A 15,134-nucleotide genomic window follows, 5' to 3' on the forward strand; every position below is an offset into this window, starting at 1 on the left:
GTTGGATCACGCAGTGCAGGCGTAGCAGCCAGTACCGGCCCGGGCGTATTCGACGAACCCGCGGGCGAGGTAGTTGGGGATGGCGGCGGGGGAGTCGTCGTCGCAGGTGTGAAGCCACACTCGGCGGCAGCCCGAAACGTTCCAGGCGATGCGGCAGACCTCGGAGAGGAACCAGCCGCCCAGGCCGCCGCCGGCGAAAGCGGGCAGGATGCCGAAGTAGACGATCTCCACGTCGACTCCGTCACCGGCGGATCCGGTCCCGGCTGCAGTGCCAGCGTCGGCTGCGCTGTCGCAGGGGCTCATGCGCAGTTCTGCGTAGCCGACGACCTCGTCGCCCAGTCTTGCTCGAAGGGTGCTGACGCACGGGTCGGAGCAGTAGGAGGCCCAGCGACCCTGCGACCAGTCGAGGCGGTCGCCCCACTTCCAGTCGCTGCCGATCTCGCGGTACATCCGCTCATTGAAGGTGGGCTCCGCGGGAAAGACGCGCGTGATGGTGAGGTCGACGGGATCGGCCGGCCGGAGCTGGCCCGCGGTGGTCTGCTCTAGGTAGGTCACGCTGGTCACCGTTCTATTGAAGCACCGCGGCCCCGCTGGATCCGAGCTGAGTCGGGATCCGGCGGGGCCGAGCGCCGATCGGCGGGTCAGTTCACATGAATGTGCACGCCGGGGATGTTGAGGCCGTTGACGGCACCCGCCACCGACCCGACCGCATCGTTGTACATCTGGGCGCCGGCATTCTGGAGACCGCCGGCCACATGGGGATTGGTGCCGGCGGCGCCGGCACCGATGCCGAGTGCGCCGAGGCTGCCGGCACCGCCCAACGCCGCCGCGGCAACGCCGGCGACCGCGGGCGGGCCGGCGGCGATGGCCGGCCCGGCAACGGACGCGGCAGCGGGTCCGAGACCGACGAGGGCGGTCGTGATCGTGGTCCCGATCGCGACGATGGCGGCGAGGATTCCAGCGGGGATCATTGTGTTCTCTCCTTGATGTTCCGATTTTTCTCTGGCGAGATTCAGCCGAGGGTGACGTGCCGCGGCTGGATGGGTGGCTGAGGATTGACGGGTAGTAGTGGAATGTTGATCGGAGGCAGCTCAGGCGCTGCTGGCATTACCGGTGCGGGCGCCGGAGCCCGCACCGGTGCGGGTGGCGGCACAGGCTGCGGCGCGGGAGCCGGCGTGTACCGCGGCCGCACGGGTGGTTGTGCGGATGCCACTGGCACGCGGACGGCGGGCGCGGGTGCGGAAGCAGGCGCCGGCCCGGGCGAGGGCCCCTCGGATCTCGAGGACTCCGGCGACTTAACATCTACGCGTGCTGTCGACGTCGTCGGAGTCGATGTGGCCGCTGTGGACGTCGGGCCGGTTGTCGTCGGAGAGACCAAACCCGCTTGCGCGACGGAAGGATCCGCGCGGTGGTTCGTGGATGCTGAGGCGGTAGCCCCAGTCATCCATGCGATTCCCGCCCCTGCCGAGAACCCCAGCAGTGCCAGACCGGTCAGGACGGTGAGTGGAGCAGTGCGACGGAGCAAGACGGGCTTTGTGGCCAACGAGAACTCCTTCAATGCACCGGGAGGGGCCCGGGTCACCCCTCGACTCGCGTGAGCCGCTCAGCTCATGCCGCGTGAACGCTAAGGGTCGCCCCACCGCTCTTCAACGTTTTGCTCCCTAAGCAGCCTCCCGGACCGCACCCGTCCTGACCTGCTGATATGTCGCCAATCGCTCGCGCGGCAGAAAGGTGCTGGTAGCGGGATCGCGAATGTCATCCTCTGTCACATGTGGTTCAGGTGAAGATGTATATATCTGTGGGCGAGGTCACGCGCGAGGTGACTCGGTGAGACCACTTGCGAGGCCGTCTCGGATCAGTAGGGTCGCGCTCATGGTGAACGTACTGATGATCCTGTCCGCAGCCGACCACTGGACTCTCAAGGACGGTTCCCAGCACCCGACCGGCTTCTGGGCCGAGGAGTTCGTGGCCCCCTACGAGGTGTTCTCCGACGCCGGATGGTCCATCACCGTGGCCACGCCGGGCGGCCGCACCCCCTCCGTCGACCAGGCGAGCCTCGACGAGGGCGCGGGCGACCCCGAGACCCTGCAGCACGTCCGTGCCTCCCTCGACCGTCTCGCTCAGGTTCTCGAGGCGCCGACCGACCTGGCGAGCGTCGACCACAACGAGTTCGACCTGGTGTTCTACCCGGGCGGCCACGGCCCGCTGGAGGACCTCGCCGTCGACAAGACCTCCGGGGCGATCCTCCGGGAGCGCGTCAGCGGGGGCAAGCACGTCGCGCTCCTGTGCCACGCGCCGGCCGCGGTGCTCGCCGCGTCCGATGACCCGGCCTCCTCTCCGTTCGCCGGCTACACGATGACCGGGTTCTCCAACGACGAGGAGGAGCAGGTGGGCTTGGCCGCCAACGCGCCCTGGCTGCTCGAGGACAAGCTCGTCGAGCTGGGAGCGAACTACTCCAAGGCCGCTGAGCCGTGGAGCTCGCACGTTGTCGTGGACCGAAACGTCTACACCGGCCAGAACCCGCAGTCTTCCGAGGAACTGGCCAAGCGCATCGTGTCCGACCTCGGCTGACCCGGTGCCGGTGCAGCACACCGTCGACCGCGACGCCGTCATCGGCCGGCCACCGGATCGAGTTCGGCGTCCACAGCGAGGGCGAACCCGTCGTCCTCAACCACAAAACGCCCTCGTCGTCGGACATCTAGCGGTCGTGGTGCCCGGTCGCACCGAGGCCGGGTACCGCACCCACGTCTTCGGGCTGCTGGGCTACGGACTGTCCGAGCACCGCGAGCACTTCCGCGACTGGCTACTGTCCACGCACGGCGACCCGGAGAACTTGCAACCCGACGCACTCCACGCCCACCGCGACTTCATCAGCGGACCGATCGGCCGGACGAGCTTTGTCCGGCACCGGGTCGCCCACTGTGACCCCCCCGGCACGCGCTCGAGATCACGATCGTTTAGTGGAGTTCGTCTCCGCCGGGCGCAGCTGGTCTGTCAGTGCTCCAGATCCGCGAGCATGGTGCCCTTCGGGGTCAGGGCGAACACCACGAACGCGAACGTCAGCAGGATCGCCCCGCCGATCAGTCCCGTCACCCCCAGTCCGGAGGTGAAGGCCTCGCCCGCGCGGACCGCAAGGTCCGGCAGTCGAGCGGCCTCGGCCACGGCCACGGCCCCGCCCAGCGAGTCGCGGGCAGCCTCCGTCGCCTCCTGGCCCAGGACCAGTGCCTCGGCCGGGGTGCCGAGCTCCCGACGGTAGAGGAACGAGGCCAGAGAGCCCAGGAGAGCGATGCCCAGGACGGCGCCGAACTCATACGCCGTGTCCTCCATGGCGGCGGCGTTTCCGGCCTTCGACCGCGGGACACCGCCCATGATCATGGAGGAGGCCAGCGCGAGCGCTCCGATCCCGGCCCCGATCAGGGCCAGGGCGATGGACACCGAGGTCAGGTCCAGGTCCTCGCCGCGGAGGCCGAGGAAGACCATGCCGGCGCCGGTGACGAACAGGGCGAGGAAGATCGTGGAGCGCATGCCGATCCGCTCCGAGGCCACCGGCGCCAGCAGCGAGGTGACGGCGGCGGCCAGCGCCAGCGGCATGAGCTGCAGGCCGGACTCGAACGCACTCGCGCCGTTGACCAGCTGCAACCACTGGGCCAGCAGCAACAGGCCGGCGGACATGGAGAAACTCGCGACGAGGGCAGCCAGGACGCCGGCCGAGAAGATGCGGTGGCGGAACATCGTCACGTCCAGCAGTGGCGAGTCCGAGCGCAGGCAGCGCCGGACGAACCAGGACAGCGCCCCCAGGCCCACGGCGAGGGCGATCCACGCCGGCACGTAGGTCATCGACGCCTCCTCACTGAACTTCTTGACGGCCCAGATAGTGGTCGACATCCCGATGAGGGTCAGCGCCGCGGCGAACGGGTCCCAGGGTCCGGGCTCGGGGACGCGGGATTCCGGGACGGTGACGACTGCGCTGACAAAGGCGATGACCATCATCGGCACGCTCACCAGGAACGCCGCCTGCCAGTGGAATGTCTCCAACAGGAACCCGCCGAGCAGCGGGCCCACGGCGGCGCCGATGCCGGCGACGGCAGCCCACACGGCTAACGCGGTGGCGCGTTCACGGGTGTCGGTGAAGGTCACTCGCAGCAGCGACAGCGTGGACGGCATGACCATGGCCGCGCCGACGCCCAGGAGAACGCGCAGCGCGATGACGTACCCGGGGGACTCGGCGAGCAGTACCAGGGCCGAGGCGAGCGCGATGAGCACGTACCCGGTCATGAGCATCCGCTTGCGGCCCCAGCGGTCGCCGATGGAGGACATGGAGATGAGCAGACCCGCCATGACCAGCGAGTAGGCGTCGATGATCCACAGCTGTTCCGAGGCGGTGGGTTGCAGGTCGGCCGACATCGCGGGGATCGCCACGTTGAGGATGGTCATGTCCGTGGTGATGGCCAGCAGGGAGAAGGCCAGCGTGGCCAGGCCGAGCCAGCGACGCGACGGGTCGTAGGAACCCACGATATGCGGGTCGGCGTGCATCGCGTCGCGCGTAGGGGCGGAGGTGCCGCTCATGCGGAGGGGTCCTCGTCGGGTGCGTCGGTGATGTCGGGCATGGTGGTCAGGGCACGGATCGTCGCCTCGAGGCGGACGGCATCGGGCGGGGTGACGGTGAGTGCGGTGTTGATGTAGACCCCGTCCAGGCACATGGCCAGCATCTCGGAGCGGGCGCGCCCGAAATAGGGGGCGAGGAGCTCGGTCAGGCCGGTGTACCAGCGCAGGGCGAGATCACGGAAGTCCTCCTCGAACAGGCCCGCGTACTCGAGCGAGCACTCCGCCAGCACCGTCTGATGATCGGAGAGGTCGGCGTGGGCGGCGGCGGCGAGGTAGGCGATGGGGTCGTCGGTGACGGCCAGCCCCTCGGCGAGCTCGGCGAGGTCGCGGTCGACCCGGTCGGCGAGGTACTCCAGAGCGTGGCGGCGCAGGTCGTCGATGGCCGCGAAGTAGCGGGTGGTGGTGCCCACGGCCACGCCGGCCCGGGCCGCCACCGCGCGGTGCGTGAGCGCCTCCACGCCGTTCTCGGCGATGAGGTCGGCGGCCGCGCGCCCGATGTCGCGGATGCGTTTTTCGGGGTCGCGGGTGCGTCCGGAGGCTGTCACGAGATCTCCCATCGTTGCCGTACAAAAGTACGCGTACGAATGTACAGCAGTCTCCCGCTGGCGTGAAGCCGGCAGAAGGGCCTGACAGACTGAATGGGCAGCGCGGCTCAGGCGGGCGTCGCCTCGGTCGCTCGCCCGTAGCGACCGGCCAGCCACGCACACACGATCAACTGGATCTGGTGGAAGAGCATGAGCGGCAGCACCATGAGGCCGATCGGCTGCCCGACGAACAGCACGGCGGCCATCGGCAGTCCGGTGGCCAGCGACTTCTTGGAACCGCAGAACTGCACGACGCGCTTGTCGCGGTCCTCGAAGCCCAGAGCGCGGGAGGCGAGCTCGGTCAGGCCCAGCACCACCGCGAGCAGGACGCAGCACGCGACGAGCAGCCACGCGAGCTCGGCGGCGCCGATGGTCGACCAGATACCGTCGGCCACCCCGTCGGAGAACGCCGCGTAGACCACCAGCACGATGACGGTCTTGTCGAACAGGGCGATCCGCGTGATCCTGCGGATGACCGGCAGAACCCACCGCCGCAGCAGCTGACCCACCACGAACGGTAGCAGCAGCTGCAGCGCGATCGACCCCACCGAGTCCCACGTGATGATCACCGACCCGTCCGTGGTCATGAGGGCGAACACCAGCAGGGGAGTGACGAATACGCCCAAGAGGTTGGACACGGACGCCGACACCACGGCGGCGCTGACGTGCCCGCGCGCGATCGCCACGAACGTGATGGAGGACTGCACGGTCGACGGGACCAGCGTGAGGAACAGGAACCCCGCTGCGAGCGCCGGGCCGAGTACGGGCGTCAGGATCCACTGCCCGAGGAGGCCGAGCAGGGGGAACAGCAGGAACGTCGCCACGAGAACCACCGAGTGCAGCCGCCAATGCGTGAGGCCGACCAGCAGTTCGCGGGGCTCGAGTCGCGCGCCGTAGAGGAAGAACAGCACGGCGATGCCGATGGTCGTCACCCAGTCGAGGGCGTCGGCCGCGCCGCCGGTGGCGGGCAGGAACGCGGCGACGACCACCGCGGCGAGGATCGCCAGGATGAACGGCTCGACCCGGAGACGACGCAGAAGGCCCATCCCCCTATTGCATCACTCGCGCCGCGCGAGGCGCCCGATAGGCTCGGGTCATGACGGAGCACGCCGGATGACGGAGCAGGGGTGGCGGCCCAGGGCGCTGCGGGACGGCGAGGAACCGGATCCTCGCTTCACGCTCGCCAACGAGCGCACGTTCCTGGCGTGGATCCGCACGAGCCTCGGGCTGACGGCAGGGGCGGTGGCGCTGGAGGCGTTCGCGGGTGACGAGATCCCGGAGATCATCCGCACCCCGCTCGCGTGCATCCTGTTGGTGCTGGCCGGGCTGCTGGCGATCGTGGCTTTCCGGCGCTGGATCCGGATCGAGGTGGCCATGCGGCACCAGCGGCCGCTGCCCATGCCACAGGCGTCGATCCTGCTGGTCCTGGGCATCGCGGCGGGTGCGGTGGTGCTCATGGTGGCGATCCTGAGCGGGACCTTCGGGTGACCTCGCCGCGCCCGCGCCGGATCGGCGTGGAGCCCGAGGCGGTGCCGCCGGACGCCGGGCTCCAATCCGAGCGCACCAGCCTGTCGTGGGCCCGCACCTGGGCCGTGGTGGCGGTGAACATCATCCTCGTCGCCAAACTGGTGGGGGAACTGTCGTGGGCATGGGCGGCCGCGTTCTCGGCGCTCGTGGTGGTCCCGCTGCTGGCCCTTCTGCGGGTGCAGCGTCGGCACGAGCAGCGGGTGGACCGGTTCGTCCGCGCGGGCGAGGTCGAGCAGACGCAGGCCCGCCACAACATCGGGCTGGTGGCCCTGGTGATCGTCATCGCCGCCTGCGGGTTGGCCGCGATCGTGGTGACGTCCCTCCGGTGACCCGGCCGGGCGTAGACCGCCGATCACCCTCGCCGGCGCCGTAGGGACAGACCTCCGCGGACGTGGACGCAGCCAGGCAGGGAATGGACGTAACCATGTAGGCGAAACGGCCGCCAGGCCGACATGGTTGCGTCCAAAACGCCCCTCGCTGCCCCGCGCCGCCTGCCGCCCCGCGCCGCCCCTCGCTGCCCGCGCCGGCGGCGCGGGCGTCAGGTGTTCTTCATCCGCCCGCTCAGCGCGTCACGCAGCCGGTCGACCATCCCGACGCCCGCGCCGATCGTCTTGTGGAACAGCTCGGAGTGGGGGGCGCTGGGGTGCGGCCGCGTGGGGGCGATCTGCTTGGCGGCCTCGACCTTGCGTCCCAGGTCGAGCAGCGTGTCCCTCGAGAGGTGCTCGCGCAGCTTGGGGAACTGGTCGGACTCCTCGTCGTCGGCGTGGTGGTCGAGCAGGCCCTTGAGCTCGCGGACGAGGCCCATGAACTCGGCCTCCTGCGCGTCGACGTTCTCGAGCTTCTTCATCACCACGACGATCTCGTCGTGCTCTTCCTTGTCGTGCTCGACCTCGTCCTTGCCGCCGGGGATCTCGCGTTCCATGACGGGGTAGACGAACATCTCCTCGGCCACGGAGTGGCGCATGACCTCGGCGGTGACGGCGTCGGCGAGGGCGCGACGCTCGGCGGGGTCGGTGGTGGCCTCGATCTGGTCGAGGAGCTCGATCATCTCGCGGTGATCGGCGGTGAGGATCTCGGTGACGTCCCGGGTCGTGTCTGTGGCGGCCATGTCGGTCTCCTTCCACGGTGGCGACTGATGTGTCCCACACCGTAGGGGCGACCGTGGGGCCGGGCCACCGGTCCGCTCAGCGGGTGGCGCTCTCCGTCTCGCACATGCCCTGGAGGGCGCACGAGCCGCATCCGCCGGTGACGCCGCAGTCGGCGGCGGGGTCGCCGGGGGCGCCGGGCCCCGCGTCGGTGGGGGAGCAGGCGCCGGCGGGGGAGTCGGCGGAGCCGTCCGCGCAGCCGGTGTCGGCGGCGTTCGTGCCGGAGTGACCGCCGCAACCGTCGGGGCCGCAGCCACATCCGGCCTGGTCACCGTCCTCGGCGGCGGCCCAGATCGCCGCCGCGCGTGCCCCGGCGAGGCCGGCGACGCTGAGCAGGGCGAGGGAACCGACGACGGAGACGACGACGACGAGGCCGCCCACCCATCCGCCGATCAGTCCCAGGGCGAGCGCACCGAGCAGGAGCACGAGACCGGAGCCGAGGAACGCGGGACCGGCGGCCCGGTTGGCGAGTTCCCACGCCTCGGGGGAGCGGCGGGTCTCCGGCGTGCGGACGCCCAGGACCCCGTTGCCGGGGAGCATGCCGACCAGGGCGGCGACGCCGGTCCCGGCGATGACGAGGGCGAGCCCCGCGAGGAGCACCATGACCACCACGGACACTGCGTTCACGCCCCTGAGGGTACGCCCGCGCCGGCGGATCGCCGAGTCGCCTCAGCCCCGTCGGCGCCCCGCACCTTGGCGAGCAGCCGGGCGAGCTCCCGCTTGTCGTCTTCGCCGAGGCGGTCGAGGAATTCCCGACGCACGGTGGCGACGTGGTCCGGGGCGGCCTGCTCGATGGCCCGCATCCCCTCGCCGGTAGCGGAGACGAACGCGCCCCGGCCGTCCTCGGGGCAGGTGGTCCGCTGCACGAGGCCGCGCTTGATCATCCGGCTCACCTGGTGGGAGAGGCGGCTGCGCTCCCACATGAGGACGTCGGCGAGGGCGGTCATGCGCTGCGGGCCGTCCGCCTCGCTCAGGTAGACGAGCACTTCGAACTCGGGTTCGGTCAGGTCGGACGAGGCCTTGAGGTCTCGCTGGATCTCCAGGTGGAGGCGGCCCTGGACGGCGAGGTAGTCCCGCCACAGGGCCTTCTCCTCGTTGTCCAGCCATCGCACCTGGTGATTCCGAGCCTGATCTGCCATAGCCCCACTATAGCGGCATAGTTGACACGACACGTAATGAGTCGGCGCCCCCGGGGCCACGGCCGCCACCGCCGTCGTCGGCGTGATCGAGCTCGTGGGAGGCATCCTGCTCATCCTGGGACTGCTCACCCCCCTGGTCGCCGTCCTCGTCGTCGTCGTCATGATCGGCGCGTTCTTCACCGTCCACCTCGGCTCCGGCGTCCACGTCTCCGACAACGGCCGGGAGCTCATCGCCGTGGTCGGACTCGCCGCCGCCGTCTTCGTGCTGGTCGGCCCCGGCCGCTACAGCGTCGACGCGGTCCTCGCCCGTGGGCGCGCGGACCGCGCCTGACCTGATCCGGCGCGGCACCCGACCCGATCCGGGGCGGCCACCACCTGATCCACGCCACCCGGCACGCGGCCGGACGCCGCCACGCGTCCGGCCGCGCGGGTCCGACGCTGACGCGGCCCCGCCCCGGCCAGGGTTTAGGCTGGACACGGCCTGCGTGCGGGCACCGGCGAGACCAGGGAGAGCAGACGACGTGAGCAGCAGCGACCAGAGCGCCACCGGCGCGCAGCCCGAGACCGCGGCGGCGTCCGGGAGCGGGACCCAGCCCGAGGGAGGGCCCGCCCACCGCTACGGCGCGGCGCTCGCCGGCGAGATCGAGTCCCGCTGGCAGCGCGAATGGTCCGAGCGCGGCACGTTCGAGGCCCCCAACCCCGTTGGTCCGCTGGCCGCGCCCGACGGCGAGCTGCCCGCGGACAAGCTCTTCGTCCAGGACATGTTCCCCTACCCGTCCGGCGCCGGGCTGCACGTCGGCCACCCGCTGGGCTACATCGCGACCGACGTGTTCGCCCGCTACAACCGGATGCTCGGCACCAACGTGCTGCACACCCTCGGCTACGACGCGTTCGGCCTGCCCGCCGAGCAGTACGCCGTCCAGACCGGACAGCACCCGCGCGTGACCACCGAGTCCAACATCGCCAACATGGAGCGCCAGCTCGGCCGCCTCGGCCTGGGCCACGACCGCCGCCGCGTCTTCGCCACCACCGACACCGACTTCTACCGCTGGACCCAGTGGATCTTCCTGCAGATCCACGGCTCCTGGTACGACCCCGACGCCCCCGCCCGGACGACCGACGGCGGCGACCACCCCACCCGCACCGGCCGCGCCCGGCCCATCGCCGAGCTCGTCGAGCAGTTCGCCTCCGGCGCCCGCCCGCTGGCCGCCGGACTGCCCGCCGATCTCGCCGCCGACCTCGCCGGCCGCACCTGGGGCGAGCTGACCCGCGCCGAGCAGGAGAAGGTCCTCGACGCGCACCGGCTCGTCTACCTCTCGGACTCCACGGTCAACTGGTGCCCCGGCCTGGGCACAGTCCTGGCCAACGAGGAGGTCACCGCCGAGGGCCGCTCCGAGCGCGGCAACTTCCCCGTCTTCCGCAAGAACCTGAGCCAGTGGATGATGCGGATCACCGCCTACGCCGACCGGCTCGTCGACGACCTCGACCGGCTCGACTGGACCGACAAGGTCAAGTCCATGCAGCGCAACTGGATCGGTCGCTCGCAGGGCGCCCGCGTCCGGTTCGCCGTGGCCGACCAGTCCATCGAGGTGTTCACCACCCGCCCCGACACCCTGTTCGGCGCCACCTACATGGTCCTGTCGCCCGAGCACCCGCTGGTCGACGAGCTCGCCGGGCCGTTCTGGCCCGAGGTCCCGGCCGGCGCGCCCGGCGCGGCCCCCGGCGAGTCGACCCCCGGCGCCCTCGACCCGCGCTGGACCGGCGGACACTCCTCGCCCGCCGAGGCCGTGTTCGCCTACCGGCGCGCCGCGTCCATGAAGTCCGAGCTCGAGCGCCAGGAGAACAAGGACAAGACCGGCGTCTTCACCGGCGCCTACGCCGTCAACCCGGTCAACGGCGAGCAGGTCCCGGTGTTCGTCGCCGACTACGTCCTCATGGGCTACGGCACCGGCGCCATCATGGCCGTGCCCGGCCACGACGCGCGCGACCACGAGTTTGCCCTGGCGTTCGGGCTGCCCATCCGGCAGGTCGTGGCGCCCGCCGACGGGCGCGAGCTCGACGTGCAGGCCGAGGCCTACGCCGGCGACGGCGTGGCCGTGAACTCCACCAACGACGAGGGGCTGTCCCTCGACGGCCTGGGCGTGGACGAGGCCAAGGCCGCCACCATCGCCTGGCTCGAGGGGGAGGGCACCGGCGAGGGCACCGTCCAGTACAAGCTCCGCGACTGGCTGTTCGCCCGGCAGCGCTACTGGGGCGAGCCGTTCCCCGTGGTCTACGACTCCGACGGCGTGCCCCACGCGCTGCCCGAGGAGATGCTGCCCGTCGAGCTGCCCGAGGTCGAGGACTACAAGCCCGTCTCGTTCGACCCCGACGACGCCGACTCGGTGCCGTCCCCGCCACTGGCCAAGGCGACCGAGTGGATGACCGTCGAGCTGGACCTCGGTGACGGGCTCAAGACCTACACCCGCGACGCCAACGTCATGCCCAACTGGGCCGGCTCCAGTTGGTACCAGCTGCGCTACATCGACCCCACCAACTCCGAGCAGCTCTGCGCGATCGAGAACGAGCGCTACTGGACCGGCCCGCGCCCCGAGATCCACGGCGCCGGCGACCCGGGCGGCGTGGACCTCTACGTGGGCGGCGTCGAGCACGCCGTGCTGCACCTGCTGTACTCGCGGTTCTGGCACAAGGTCCTGTTCGACCTCGGCCACGTCACCAGCGAGGAGCCCTACCGGCGCCTGTTCAACCAGGGGTACATCCAGGCCTTCGCCTACACCGACTCCCGCGGCGTCTACGTGCCCGCGGCCGAGGTGACCGAGCGCGACGGGAAGTACTACTGGACCGACGCCTCCGCCGGCGCGGACGCCACCGAGATCGAGGTGTTCCAGGAATACGGGAAGATGGGCAAGTCGCTCAAGAACTCCGTCTCCCCCGACGAGATCTGCGACTCCTACGGTGCCGACACGCTGCGCGTGTACGAGATGTCCATGGGCCCGCTCGACACCTCGCGCCCCTGGGCCACCAAGGACGTCGTGGGCGCGCACCGCTTCCTGCAGCGGCTGTGGCGCGTGGTGATCGACGAGTCCACCGGTGAGGTCCGCGTGACCGACACGGATTCGACCGACAGCGCACCCGGCGAGGACGTGCTCAAGGCGCTGCACCGCACCATCGCCGGGGTCCGCGACGACTACGCCGGCCTGCGCGACAACACCGCGATCGCCAAGCTCATCGAGTACGTCAACACCCTGACCAAGGCGTACCCCACCGAGGGGCCGGGTGCGCCCCGCTCGGTCGTGGAACCGCTCGTGCTCATGGTCGCGCCCGTCGCCCCGCACCTCGCCGAGGAGCTGTGGGCCCGGCTCGGTCACACCGGGTCGCTGGCCCACGGCCCCTTCCCGACCTTCGACGAGTCGTACCTGGTCGAGGACTCGGTCGAGTACCCGGTCCAGATCAAGGGCAAGGTGCGCTCGCGCATCACCGTGCCCGCTGACGCCTCGCCGGTCGACGTCGAGGCCGCCGCCCTGGCCGACGCCAAGGTGCAGGAGAACCTGGGCGGCGCCGCGCCCAAGAAGGTGATCGTGGTGCCGGGCAAGATGGTCAACATCGTGCCCTGACGGCCGCGCTGACACTGACGCGCGCCGCAATCCGCTACCCGGCACGAGTCGATCACCCGGCAGGCCCCACGCCCGAATCCGCTACCCGGACTCGGGATCCGCTACCCCCGCAGGAGTAGCGGATCCGGGCGGAGGGTAGCGGATTCCGGGAGTTCCGCAGCGGGGTGCCTGGGCGTCGGGGCTCAGGCGGCGGCGTCAACCCTGCTGGACGAACACCGCCGACGACGAGATCAGCAGGTACGCCGTGGTGACCATCCACATCGCGTACGTCGCGTACAGCCACGGCCGCCATCGGATCCGCGCCTGCCACCGCCGGTACGTCTTCACGGCGGACGTGATGGACAGCGCGATCGACAGCAGCAGCGGCAGGATCACCACCTCGACGCGGTCCGAGGTCAGGCACAGCGGGACCCCGTCGGCGCACTCGTCGCCGACGCCGCCGCGGATCACCACGATCGCCACGGCCAGCGCCACGATCGCGACAACGGACAGCAGCACGAACCGGAACGCTTGGTTGCCCTGACGCTCGTTCCGCTCCAGTCGCTCGAGCGGGTCGTCGAGCTCCCCGAACTCGGGGGATGTCATTCAACCCTCCTTGGTGAATCCGTTGTGTCCGCCCGCCGCGGCCACCTCGTCCACTGTCTCGATCCCCAACTGCTCGTCCGTGACAGGCGGGAAGAGCGGGCCCCCGCCGAAGGCACCCCGGTGCGACAGCGGAACCTCGCCGTCGTCGTTCCGGATGCCCTTCTCGCGACCGTACTCGGCCGTGATGACGGTCGAGCCGCTCATCCGTCCGAGGTCCGGGTCGTCGGCGAGGGCGGCGATGACGCGACCGACGAACGCGGGGTCCTCCGCGCGGGCCAGCGGGAAGCCGTTGAAGTCCTCCATGCCGGTGGACAGCAGCACCTCGGTGCGGATGAGGCCCAGCCACAGGGACAGGGTCGACACACCGGTGCCAGCGAGCTCGTGCGCCATGTCGGAGGCCATCTTGTCCAGGGCGGTCTTGCTCATGCCGTACAGGACGGTGTGGAACGGCGCGCGCGAGCCGAACGACGAGATGTTGACCATCAGCCCCGATCCCTGCGGCACCATGACCTTGGTGGCCTCGCAGCTCGCGACGTAGTGCGCGCGCAGGCCCACGCCCATCAGGGCGTCCCAGTCGGTGGTGGGCCGCTCCCAGAACCTGCCGTTGAACCCCACGAAGCCCTCGGGGTTGGTCCACGCGTTGTTGACCAGCAGGTCCAGGCGGCCGGTCTCGTCGGCGATCCGGGTGACGACGGCGAGGATCTCCTCGTCACGGGAGTGGTCGCATTCGAGTGCACGGATCCGGCCCGGGGCGCCGTCGGCTGCGTCGACCGTGCTCTGCAGTCGCTCGGCGGCCCGTCCGGTGACGAAGACATCCCACCCCGCGTCGGCGAGCGCGGTGGCCACCCCGCGCCCGACACCGCGGCTGCCACCTGTCACCAGTGCGACCCGGGCGCTCACGAGTCGGCCCCCTCGGTGGCCGCACCCGGGACGATGCTGACCTCCGGGTAGGTCACGGTGGCCTCGTCGAGGGTGCGGGTGATGGACCAACCGGGCGTGAACAGGCACTCGGCCATGACCCAGCGGTCGTCTTCGATCCCGTCGCCCTCCACCACATAGACGTCCGAGTACTCGCCGGTGGAGAGGGTCTCGGTGCCCTTGTCGCGGTCGATCTGACGGAACTGCAGAGTCCACGTGCCGGTGGCGCGGCTCGGCGGACTGCTCGGCCCGTCGGCCTCGACGGTGATCGAGGGCATGAAGCCGTGGTGCATATCGAGTATGCGGGGCCCGCCGTCGGCGGCGGTGGCCAGGGCGATCTGCCGGAAGATGCCGACCATCGTGTCGGGGTCGGTCCGGCCGAGGGGGCCGAAGTCGAGCACTCCACCGGTCGCCACGAAGCAGGAGCGGAAGCCGTCGGGGTCCTTGGCGTCGCACGCCCGCCAGTAGCGGTACTTCAGCTGCTCGATCGAGTCGCGAGCGCGCCTTTCCTCCTCGTACTGCATACGGCCACGTTAGCGTAGGGATCGTGAACCGAACACTGGTCGAGTTATCCGACCGTTGGGACCTTCAGGACCTCATGACCAGGTACGCGACCTGCATCGACTCCCGCGACTTCGAGGGCCTGGACCGGGTCTTCACGCGGGACGCGCGGGTGAGCTACGAGGCCTCCGGCGGGCCGGACGACGCCTACCCGGCGATCCGCGCGTGGCTGGCCGAGATGCTGCCGGTCTTCGCGGCCACCCAGCACCTCATGGCCAACCTCGAGGTGAGCCTTGAGGGGGACACGGCGACGGGCCGGTGCATGTGCTTCAACCCCATGGCGCTGCGGCCCGTGGAGGAGAAGGACCAGCAGGTGTTCTTCTACGGGCTCTGGTACGTCCTCGAGTTCATCCGCACCGACGCCGGCTGGCGGATCTCTCGGCTGACACAGCAGCAGGCGTTTCACCACAACCTGCCCTGAGACCGCCGCGGCGCGCGGACGCGACGTTCGCGTGC

16 protein-coding genes and 1 pseudogene are annotated in these 15,134 nt (G+C 70.5%); 6 read left to right on the top strand and 11 right to left on the bottom strand.

Annotation, left to right across the window (positions count from 1 at the left end; all coding sequences use genetic code 11):
- Nucleotides 1-6: 6 nt before the first annotated feature.
- Both DPA01S_RS00255 and DPA01S_RS00260 read right to left on the bottom strand, forming a co-directional pair.
- On the bottom strand, nucleotides 7-564 hold the full coding sequence (locus tag DPA01S_RS00255) for a GNAT family N-acetyltransferase (RefSeq protein WP_061913356.1): 558 nt from the start codon (nucleotides 562-564) through the stop codon (nucleotides 7-9).
- Between the two features lie 77 nt (nucleotides 565-641).
- A complete protein-coding gene (locus DPA01S_RS00260) occupies nucleotides 642-971 on the bottom strand; it encodes a hypothetical protein (RefSeq protein ID WP_061913358.1) in 330 nt (109 codons plus the stop codon).
- Between the two features lie 901 nt (nucleotides 972-1,872).
- On the opposite strand from DPA01S_RS00260, the gene DPA01S_RS00265 reads away from it, so the two are divergent.
- Nucleotides 1,873-2,571, top strand: a complete 699-nt coding sequence (locus tag DPA01S_RS00265; protein WP_061228382.1) for a type 1 glutamine amidotransferase domain-containing protein — start codon at nucleotides 1,873-1,875, stop codon at nucleotides 2,569-2,571.
- Nucleotides 2,572-2,994: 423 nt separating this feature from the next.
- Here the strand turns inward: DPA01S_RS00265 and DPA01S_RS00270 are convergent, their stop codons facing one another.
- From DPA01S_RS00270 to DPA01S_RS00280, 3 genes are all read right to left on the bottom strand, one after another.
- Nucleotides 2,995-4,566, bottom strand: coding sequence for an MFS transporter (locus DPA01S_RS00270; RefSeq protein WP_082767663.1), 1,572 nt, complete (start codon nucleotides 4,564-4,566; stop codon nucleotides 2,995-2,997).
- Nucleotides 4,563-5,150: a TetR/AcrR family transcriptional regulator gene (locus tag DPA01S_RS00275; RefSeq protein WP_061228381.1), complete on the bottom strand. Its 588-nt coding sequence runs from the start codon at nucleotides 5,148-5,150 to the stop codon at nucleotides 4,563-4,565. Before DPA01S_RS00275 ends, DPA01S_RS00270 begins: the two co-directional genes overlap by 4 nt.
- Before the next feature lie 107 nt (nucleotides 5,151-5,257).
- Nucleotides 5,258-6,235 carry a bile acid:sodium symporter family protein gene (locus DPA01S_RS00280; RefSeq protein WP_061228380.1) on the bottom strand — a complete coding sequence of 326 codons (978 nt, stop codon included), beginning with the start codon at nucleotides 6,233-6,235 and terminating at the stop codon, nucleotides 5,258-5,260.
- Between the two features lie 67 nt (nucleotides 6,236-6,302).
- Here DPA01S_RS00280 and DPA01S_RS00285 point away from each other — a divergent pair, with 67 nt between their 5' ends.
- Both DPA01S_RS00285 and DPA01S_RS00290 read left to right on the top strand, forming a co-directional pair.
- The gene (locus DPA01S_RS00285) at nucleotides 6,303-6,677 is read left to right on the top strand and encodes a YidH family protein (RefSeq protein WP_061228379.1); all 375 of its coding nucleotides are present in this window, start codon (nucleotides 6,303-6,305) and stop codon (nucleotides 6,675-6,677) included.
- Nucleotides 6,674-7,045: a DUF202 domain-containing protein gene (locus tag DPA01S_RS00290; RefSeq protein ID WP_061228378.1), complete on the top strand. Its 372-nt coding sequence runs from the start codon at nucleotides 6,674-6,676 to the stop codon at nucleotides 7,043-7,045. The genes DPA01S_RS00285 and DPA01S_RS00290 overlap by 4 nt, the downstream gene beginning before the upstream one ends.
- 209 nt (nucleotides 7,046-7,254) lie before the next feature.
- Here the strand turns inward: DPA01S_RS00290 and DPA01S_RS00295 are convergent, their stop codons facing one another.
- From DPA01S_RS00295 to DPA01S_RS00305, 3 genes are all read right to left on the bottom strand, one after another.
- Complete coding sequence (locus DPA01S_RS00295; protein ID WP_061228377.1) at nucleotides 7,255-7,824, bottom strand: hemerythrin domain-containing protein; 570 nt, start codon at nucleotides 7,822-7,824, stop codon at nucleotides 7,255-7,257.
- Between the two features lie 76 nt (nucleotides 7,825-7,900).
- On the bottom strand, nucleotides 7,901-8,488 hold the full coding sequence (locus DPA01S_RS00300) for an SdpI family protein (RefSeq protein ID WP_061228376.1): 588 nt from the start codon (nucleotides 8,486-8,488) through the stop codon (nucleotides 7,901-7,903).
- Nucleotides 8,485-9,000: a MarR family winged helix-turn-helix transcriptional regulator gene (locus DPA01S_RS00305; protein ID WP_061228375.1), complete on the bottom strand. Its 516-nt coding sequence runs from the start codon at nucleotides 8,998-9,000 to the stop codon at nucleotides 8,485-8,487. Before DPA01S_RS00305 ends, DPA01S_RS00300 begins: the two co-directional genes overlap by 4 nt.
- A gap of 55 nt (nucleotides 9,001-9,055) precedes the next feature.
- Between DPA01S_RS00305 and DPA01S_RS00310 the strand changes: the two are divergent.
- Nucleotides 9,056-9,331, top strand: a pseudogene (locus tag DPA01S_RS00310) (DoxX family membrane protein); the annotation flags it as partial.
- Nucleotides 9,332-9,521: 190 nt separating this feature from the next.
- Nucleotides 9,522-12,614 carry a leucine--tRNA ligase gene (locus DPA01S_RS00315; protein WP_061228373.1) on the top strand — a complete coding sequence of 1,031 codons (3,093 nt, stop codon included), beginning with the start codon at nucleotides 9,522-9,524 and terminating at the stop codon, nucleotides 12,612-12,614.
- A gap of 195 nt (nucleotides 12,615-12,809) precedes the next feature.
- Here the strand turns inward: DPA01S_RS00315 and DPA01S_RS00320 are convergent, their stop codons facing one another.
- From DPA01S_RS00320 to DPA01S_RS00330, 3 genes are read right to left on the bottom strand one after another with little or no spacing between them, the layout of a single operon-like run.
- Nucleotides 12,810-13,199, bottom strand: coding sequence for a hypothetical protein (locus DPA01S_RS00320; protein WP_061913360.1), 390 nt, complete (start codon nucleotides 13,197-13,199; stop codon nucleotides 12,810-12,812).
- A complete protein-coding gene (locus tag DPA01S_RS00325; RefSeq protein WP_061913362.1) occupies nucleotides 13,200-14,099 on the bottom strand; it encodes an SDR family NAD(P)-dependent oxidoreductase in 900 nt (299 codons plus the stop codon).
- Entirely contained in the window at nucleotides 14,096-14,641 is a 546-nt protein-coding gene (locus tag DPA01S_RS00330; protein ID WP_061913364.1) for a nuclear transport factor 2 family protein, read from the bottom strand. The genes DPA01S_RS00325 and DPA01S_RS00330 overlap by 4 nt, the downstream gene beginning before the upstream one ends.
- A 23-nt stretch (nucleotides 14,642-14,664) precedes the next feature.
- Between DPA01S_RS00330 and DPA01S_RS00335 the strand changes: the two genes are divergently transcribed.
- The gene (locus DPA01S_RS00335; RefSeq protein WP_061913366.1) at nucleotides 14,665-15,099 is read left to right on the top strand and encodes a nuclear transport factor 2 family protein; all 435 of its coding nucleotides are present in this window, start codon (nucleotides 14,665-14,667) and stop codon (nucleotides 15,097-15,099) included.
- The last annotated feature ends 35 nt before the right edge of the window (nucleotides 15,100-15,134 follow it).

This window comes from Dietzia papillomatosis NBRC 105045 (genome assembly GCF_001570845.1).
GTDB classification, from domain to species: domain Bacteria; phylum Actinomycetota; class Actinomycetes; order Mycobacteriales; family Mycobacteriaceae; genus Dietzia; species Dietzia cinnamea.